Source organism: Salegentibacter sp., from assembly GCF_036568425.1.
Taxonomy (GTDB): Bacteria; Bacteroidota; Bacteroidia; order Flavobacteriales; family Flavobacteriaceae; genus Salegentibacter.
The window spans coordinates 1-7,204 of sequence record NZ_DATCSO010000125.1 but is presented as its reverse complement, the minus strand read 5'-3'; the positions used below and the strand labels follow the sequence as shown (position 1 = coordinate 7,204).

Genomic DNA, 7,204 nt, shown 5'->3' with positions numbered 1-7,204 from the left:
CATTGTTTTTATATATTGTTGCCTGCAGGCTTTTTTCACTCCAAAAGATTCCAACAATAGTATTCGTTTTGAATTTTCTTGATTACGAGTACGGAATAAATGACATGTCCTATAGTTCCGTCCGCAGCTGTCAGTACATTATTTAAAGAGATTTGATTAACCTTCTCATCAATATCCACGTAGTATCTATAAATCCATCCTTTTTCATTACTCACTTTGTGGGTGTCGGTAAAATCTGTTTCCCATATTTGTTTGACCCAAGATATCAAAGAATCGAGTGTTTGGCATTTAATGCTGTCGGTCAGGTTGAGATCAGATTTTTTAATATAAGAATTTTCGTTGGTCAGTCGGGTTCTGCAAAGTCTGGCAATTTCTATTAATTGTTCCTCCTCTAAAATTTCAAATTGAATTTTATAATTCTCCCATTTAAGATCGGGCGTCTCCACCCAATCCTTCTTTAAAAATATATTTTTAAGTTTATTGATCAAATTCATTTTTAGTAGAATTTCCGCTTGCAGGCAACACGTTATATCCACAGCAATATACACTTTTAACACAAATAAATTCGGGATAAACGTAGGTTTTCTTGCTTTTTATACGATTCCCTTAAGATTTTAAGGAAACTCCTTAGCCGAAATCTCAGTACGCTAATGATCTTTCAGTAAATAGCTGCCGGATCACGCCGTATCTCAAACCTGATAATACGTGATGTAAGACGCTAATTCCCGGGGTTTAATATGCGCTCGTATACCGCTAAATAGCCATCGATCATTTCTTTCCTGCTAAATTTAGAAAATGCCCATTCCCGGCAAAACTTTCTGCTTATCTTGGCTATGAGCCTAACTGCTTCAGCCGCTTCATCAACGCTATTAACCAGAAAACCGGTTTTTTCGTGCACTATCAATTCAGGCATAGAACCCAGGTTGAACGCAATAACCGGGGTTCCGCACATCATGGCTTCGGCTACGCTTAAACCAAAAGGTTCTTTAAAACTTATGGGGTGTAAAAGGGCATGAGCTCCCCCCATTAGCTCATCTCTTTCCCTCGGCCCCGAATTGCCCACAAATATAATATCCTCATCGTTAATCAACGGCTTTATCTTGCTGTCAAAATAGTCCTGGTCCTGAATTAAGCCCGAAATCTTCAGCTTTCGTCCCGATTTTTTGGCGATCTCAATGGCTTCAAGTGTTCCCTTCTCCGGATGAATTCTGCCGAAAAACAACAAATAATCCCCTGTTCTTTCCTTAAAGCTAAATTCTTTCTCATTAATGCCATTATATACCGTCGCCACATAATCCAGCGCCGGGTTGCGGTCTGAATTGCTGATGGAAACATAATAAGCGGTCTTGTTATACTTTTTATAGACCTCGAGGATCTTTTCTGAAGAAAACCCATGTATGGTGGTAAGCATAGGGGTTTTAATGAGTCTGGAATAGCTAAGCGGAAGAAAATCGAAGTGGTTGTGTATTAAATCAAATTTGCCTGCCTGTTCCATCAAATTGCTGATGTGAAGACATTCCCAAACCTTGGGATCCATCTCTGTATCCTCGCTCCAGGCATTTTCTGAAACAGCTTCCAGTTTACCTTTTGTAATAGAATTTCCGGTTGCAAACAAGGTGACGTCTATGTTTCGCGCTACAAGCCCTTCAGTAATATTTGAAGCAACCTGCTCCCAGGGCCCGTACTTTACCGGGGGAGTTCTCCAGGCAATAGGAGAGAGCAGTGCGATTTTCATATTTACAGCTTGTTGCGAATTGTTTGAATAATGATTAGCAAGTTACTCCATATTTTAAAATATATACGCACATTACTGTATCGGCTCCTCACAGGTAAATAATAGTGTTCTTGTTTTCCCTCTTCGGAAAAATTAGGTTTGAAACCTGGGTGAAACTCTAAATCTGTTCCAACTAATAATCCTGGATTAGAACTTCTGTTGGAATATGTAGTGTGGAATTTAGTTTCTTACCATTTCCAGTCTTAGTTTCCTTTTTTTATTTAAGATCTCACTCACTTTGCTTTTGAAACCAAAGATTTCTGCCAGGTCTTTTGTTTTAACTGCTTTAATTTTTACTGAAATTTCAGAATCAGGCCCGAATTAATAATCATACTACTGCATATAGCCTTGTTTGGGTCCAGCAGCTTGCTGGTTTCATCCTAATTGTGCTATCCTGAATTTAATTGCTTCAATAGGACCCGGCATTTCTATGGGAAATTGTTCGTTTTCGTAATTGTCAATTAAAATGGATAATATTTCCAATTCATCACCCTCATCGGTTCCTCTTTTTGCATCAAAAATTTTCTGTAGTCGTAAAAGAGCATTTTGATAATCGCCTTCGTTTCTAATTGGTTTTATTTTAAATTGTATTTGCATTTATTTTATCATACTCTGCATGAATGCCTATTAACCCAATCCAACCGATTTGATATTCCAAGTTGAATTTTACAATCAGTCTGTACGTGTTTCCTTTTATATTAAAGAAAATTATGTTGTCTTTCAAAGTAATACACTTTTATTCCAGGTTATTGTCAGATAAGCGTGGTTTGCTTTTATTTTTATCGGTTTTCGTGAGGGCTTCCAGCGTTACATCTAAGGGACTCCTTATTTGCATCAGGTCTTTTTGCGTAACATGCGTATAGATCATAGTTGTCTCCGGTCTGGAATGGCCCAACAAACTCTGGATATACCTAATGTCTATCCCGTTTTCAAGCATATGTGTTGCAAATGAATGCCGTAAACTATGCGGGGTAACCCGTTTTTTCAAGCCCGCCCGTCTGCACGCCTGCTTTAGGGCTACCCTAACGCTGGATCCTGAATACTGTCCGCCCTGGGCACCTTCTACAAAATAAACACTTGGGCGGTAGGTATTCAGGTAATTCATCAGTAAGGGAACAAAACTTTCAGCCATTGTCACATACCGGTCTTTGCGGCCCTTGGCTTTCTTTACTATTATTTGCCGCCTATCGATATCTATGTTATTTAATTTTAGGTTTAAAGCTTCTCCCACCCGTAGCCCCGAGGCATACAACAAGGCAAACAAAGCCCGGTGCTTAAGGTTTCGGGTAGCCCGAAGCAGGTCTATAACTTCTTCCTTAGATAAAACTGTGGGCAGGTTTCTGTCTTTCTTCGGAGCGCTAATCATTTCAGCTTCCAGGTCGGGTAATTGCTGTAAGCTGGCAAAATGCTTTAATGCGCTCACACATTGCCGGTGGGTGCTTATCGCATAACTTTTGTCTGCGATCTCCCGCTCAAAATATAACTCCAGGTCCCGGTTGGTTAATTCATCAACCGACTTTTCCAGGCTCAGTAAAAACTTTTCGATAAAACTTTTATAAGTGCGCATGGTACTTCTGCTGTAACGCTTTCCATTTAAATAAGAAAGATAAATGTTCAGCAATTCCTGCTTATGCTTGCTTAAGAGTTTAATCGCTTTAGTAGGCGTTTCTGCTTTTACTCCGGCCAGGGCCGAATAGTTTATGTACCTTCCTTTGCACTTCAATAACTCGAAAAGCTTGTTTTTGTTCTCCTGCGAGAAGGGCACATAGTAACAGCGGTTTGTTCGGCTCCAGCGTATCCCTGGAACCTTTCCTATTTCCTGGTTAAGGTCCATATCAAAAGGAAAAGACACCGCAATATGCAAAGCTCCCCGGTGTTTTAAAGGATATAATTTGATCTCTAACATTCAAAAAAGTTTATAAACCTCAACATAAACATTCTGTTTCCTTTTTTCACTGCGGAAAATCCCTGCTTTTTAGTGCCGAAAATTTTTGGCTGAATTTATCCGATTTTTTGTTCTGCGGAAATTTTTGTCGAAGGAAGATGAAACTGCTTTTTACATGAAGAATTCGGGTAATATGGTTGAAAATTCCTTTCCCGGGAAATTCACGGCAAAAACGGAAAATCCGTACCCTTGATAATAAGCTGATTAAAATGGATTTACAAACTAAAAAGCTTAAACTAATTCAGGAATTTTAAAAAGTTCAACGTGAGGATGTTATCCGGGAACTGGAAAAAATAATAAAGAAAGAGAATAAAAAAGGTAAACAGAAGAAATTAAAACAATTCTCTTTAGATGAGTTTAATTCCCGAATCGATCAATCTATGGATGATTCTAAAAATGACCGATTAATAGAACCAGACGAATTAAAAGCTAAAATTAATAATTGGAAGTGAAATTATATTGGACTAATTTGCTCACAGAAGAATAATTTATGAAGATTACCGGGAAAAAGCGGGTATTCAAATAGCGAAAAAACTCGTTGAAGGAATATAACACAACACTTAAACTAAAAAAGCAACCGAAAATTGGCCAAACTGAAGATTTATTAAAGAGCCGAAATGAAGAATTCAGATACCTGGTATATAAGAGTTATAAGATCATTTATTGGATAAATGATAAGGAAAACCGAATTGAAATAAATGATGGTTTGATACCCGGCAAAATCCTATAAAAATAAACCGAACAATATAGTGCCTCGTGCCAATCTGGCTTAATCCATTGCCATCCTCATAAACACCCAAAACCTTCTACGCGCTAAGATAATCGCGGTATTCTTCAAAGAAAGCTTCCAGCTGAAGCATATGCTCATTTAAGAATTTCATCACCTCAGGCCATTGCTGCCGCTTGTGAATATTCACCCCGTCCAGCTGTACATAAACCCTGGAGATCGTTTTCCCCTCGGGCAGTTCATAAGCTTCTTCAAAAATAGCTTCCGGTAGGTATTCATTTCTTATGATCTGCTTTAAACTAAGCAGTTTTTCAAAATAATAGGCGCGAACGAGTTCATCGGGGTCGATAACGTCCAGGGAAACCTGGGCAAATTTCCGGTTGAAAGTGAATTTAAGCTGAATCTCCTTCTGTTTGGTATCGTAAAGTATCCACTTTGTCCTGTAAACTATTCCGAAACTCGTCCAGAATTGCTGCCGTAACTTTTTGCTTTCTTCCCTGCTGAACATAATTAAATAAAATAGGCCAGTAAGATTCCGGTGATAATCACCAGCAATTTCGAGGCGTTGAACTTATGATTCCTCGAGGCTTCAAAAAGGATCGTAGTCGAAACGTGTAAAAAGATACCAATCACTATTGCATTAAGATATACCGAACTTTGTTCGATAAACGGCACATTCATCTTTAAAAAACTTCCCAGCGGAGTCATCAGCGCGAAGATCCCCAAAAACAGAAAAACCTTCCATTTAGCAAGTTTCGAATGGACCAGGAAAACCGACAAAATTGCGGCTACCGGGATCTTGTGGATCACTACCCCGTGCAATAAATGCCCTTTTTCGTCAAGCGGAACCCCTTCAAGCAAGGCGTGAATACTTAAGCTTATCAGTAACATTAAGGGGAAAGTGGTACTTTTATCGGTGGTATGCAAATGCCCGTGTTCCACCCCTTTGGAAATAAATTCCAGTAGGATCTGTAGCAGAAGGCCCAGCATGATATATATGCCAATCCCGTCAATCGCTACCGCATAAACCTCAGGGAGTAATTCAAAAACGGTTACCGAAAGGAGGTAAGCCCCACTAAAACTCAGCAATAATTTAAACCCGGTGGAAGTCCCCGGATTCAGAAAACGGGAAATAACATAGCCAATAAAAACCGAAACTAAGGGTAATAAGTAGATCATTAATTGCTGAATATGATAGATGTTTGTCGGCTTCTTTCCCGAAAATTACACGGCACCGGCTCCATTTTTTTCTCTTAACCTGGTTCTTAAATGTAAAAGGCGCAGCCCTTTCATTCCTTCCCCGTTCTTCGGTACATCCGCCAAAATTAATGTATTTTTGCCATCTCTAAAAAAGCGATATGGATAATTTTAAAATGATAGCCAAGACCATGTATGGTTTCGAGCCAATTCTGGCTAAAGAATTACTGAGTCTCGGCGCAATGGATATTAAAGAAGGCACCCGTAACGTGAGTTTTTACGGCGACCTGGGCTTTATGTATAAGGCGAACCTCTGCTTGCGTACCGCCATTAAGATCCTTAAACCTTATCGCAGTTTCAGGATCAATTCTGAAGAAGAACTCTATAAAAATATCTATGCCCTGCCCTGGGAAGAATTCATGGGCGTAGACGATAGCCTGGCTATCGATGCTACCGTTCACTCTGAAATTTTTACACACTCCCAATATATTTCACTTAAAACCAAAGATGCAATCGTAGACAGGTTTCGGGATAAATTCGGGAAACGCCCCGATGTAGACCTCGATTTCCCAACGCTGCGCCTCAATGTGCATATTGAAAAGAATTTTTGTAATGTTTCCTTTGATAGTTCCGGGCAATCCCTGCATAAACGCGGATATAAAACCGCAACCAATATCGCCCCTATAAACGAAGTGCTCGCCGCCGGAATGTTGCTGCATTCGGGTTGGGATGGTCAAAGCGATTTCCTGGACCCCATGTGCGGGAGCGGAACCATCCTTATCGAGGCGGCAATGATCGCCTGTAATATTCCGCCAAACCTGAATAGAAAGGAATTCGCCTTTGAAAAATGGAAAGATTGGGATGAAGCTCTATTTGAACAAATAGAAAATTCTGTGCTTAAAAAGGTGAGGGAATTCCACTTCAGCATTAAAGGTTATGATAAAGCACCTTCTGCCGTGCATAAGGCTATAGATAATATTGAAAACGCCAATCTTTCAGAATTTATAAAAGTGGAAAGACAGGATTTCTTCGAATCCAAAAAGGAAGGGGAGCGGCATCTGCATATGGTATTTAATCCCCCTTATGGCGAAAGGCTGGACATAGATATGCCGGTTTTCTACAAAGCCATAGGAGACACCCTGAAACAAGGCTACCCCGATACCGACGCCTGGTTTATCACTTCCAACCTGGAAGCTATTAAGCACGTAGGCTTGCGCCCCTCAAGAAAAATACAACTCTACAACGGCGCCCTGGAATCTAAACTTCTTAAATACCAGATCTATTCGGGAACCAAAAAACGGAAGCGTATGTAATTTTTGGTTTTTAGTACTAAGTTTTTACTTCGCACGTCATCCCGGACCTGATCCGGGATCCCATCCTGTTCGGGTATGAGTTGTCGGTAGAACAGTCATAAATCCAGTTAAAAAAAATATAATAATGTTTTTAGTAACCATAAAGTTTAATATTACTTATTAAGTATAAGTATCTCAGCTGAACCAGGATCTAAATCCTCACCATACGCCATTGTTTCGAATATTTTGCCTTCTTGCCTTCAAAATCA

Annotated in this window: 6 protein-coding genes and 2 pseudogenes; 1 reads left to right on the top strand and 7 read right to left on the bottom strand. The window is 39.7% G+C overall.

Annotated elements, in window-relative coordinates; translation table 11 throughout:
* Positions 1-35: 35 nt before the first annotated feature.
* From VIM94_RS13105 to VIM94_RS13070, 7 genes and pseudogenes are all read right to left on the bottom strand, one after another.
* Positions 36-494: a hypothetical protein gene (locus VIM94_RS13105; protein WP_332039751.1), complete on the bottom strand. Its 459-nt coding sequence runs from the start codon at positions 492-494 to the stop codon at positions 36-38.
* 224 nt (positions 495-718) lie between these two features.
* The gene (locus tag VIM94_RS13100; protein ID WP_332039750.1) at positions 719-1,735 is read right to left on the bottom strand and encodes a glycosyltransferase family 4 protein; all 1,017 of its coding nucleotides are present in this window, start codon (positions 1,733-1,735) and stop codon (positions 719-721) included.
* Positions 1,736-1,907: 172 nt separating this feature from the next.
* A pseudogene (locus VIM94_RS13165) lies at positions 1,908-2,371 on the bottom strand (helix-turn-helix domain-containing protein).
* Positions 2,355-2,498, bottom strand: a pseudogene (locus VIM94_RS13085) (type II toxin-antitoxin system HigB family toxin); the annotation flags it as partial. The pseudogenes VIM94_RS13165 and VIM94_RS13085, both read right to left, overlap by 17 nt.
* Before the next feature lie 12 nt (positions 2,499-2,510).
* The gene (xerA, locus tag VIM94_RS13080; protein WP_332039749.1) at positions 2,511-3,680 is read right to left on the bottom strand and encodes a site-specific tyrosine recombinase/integron integrase; all 1,170 of its coding nucleotides are present in this window, start codon (positions 3,678-3,680) and stop codon (positions 2,511-2,513) included.
* 845 nt (positions 3,681-4,525) lie between these two features.
* A complete protein-coding gene (locus VIM94_RS13075; protein ID WP_332039748.1) occupies positions 4,526-4,954 on the bottom strand; it encodes a DUF4268 domain-containing protein in 429 nt (142 codons plus the stop codon).
* A 2-nt stretch (positions 4,955-4,956) separates the two neighbouring features.
* Entirely contained in the window at positions 4,957-5,625 is a 669-nt protein-coding gene (locus tag VIM94_RS13070) for a ZIP family metal transporter (protein ID WP_332039747.1), read from the bottom strand.
* A gap of 179 nt (positions 5,626-5,804) precedes the next feature.
* On the opposite strand from VIM94_RS13070, the gene VIM94_RS13065 reads away from it, so the two are divergent.
* Positions 5,805-6,956, top strand: a complete 1,152-nt coding sequence (locus VIM94_RS13065; RefSeq protein WP_332039746.1) for a THUMP domain-containing class I SAM-dependent RNA methyltransferase — start codon at positions 5,805-5,807, stop codon at positions 6,954-6,956.
* The last annotated feature ends 248 nt before the right edge of the window (positions 6,957-7,204 follow it).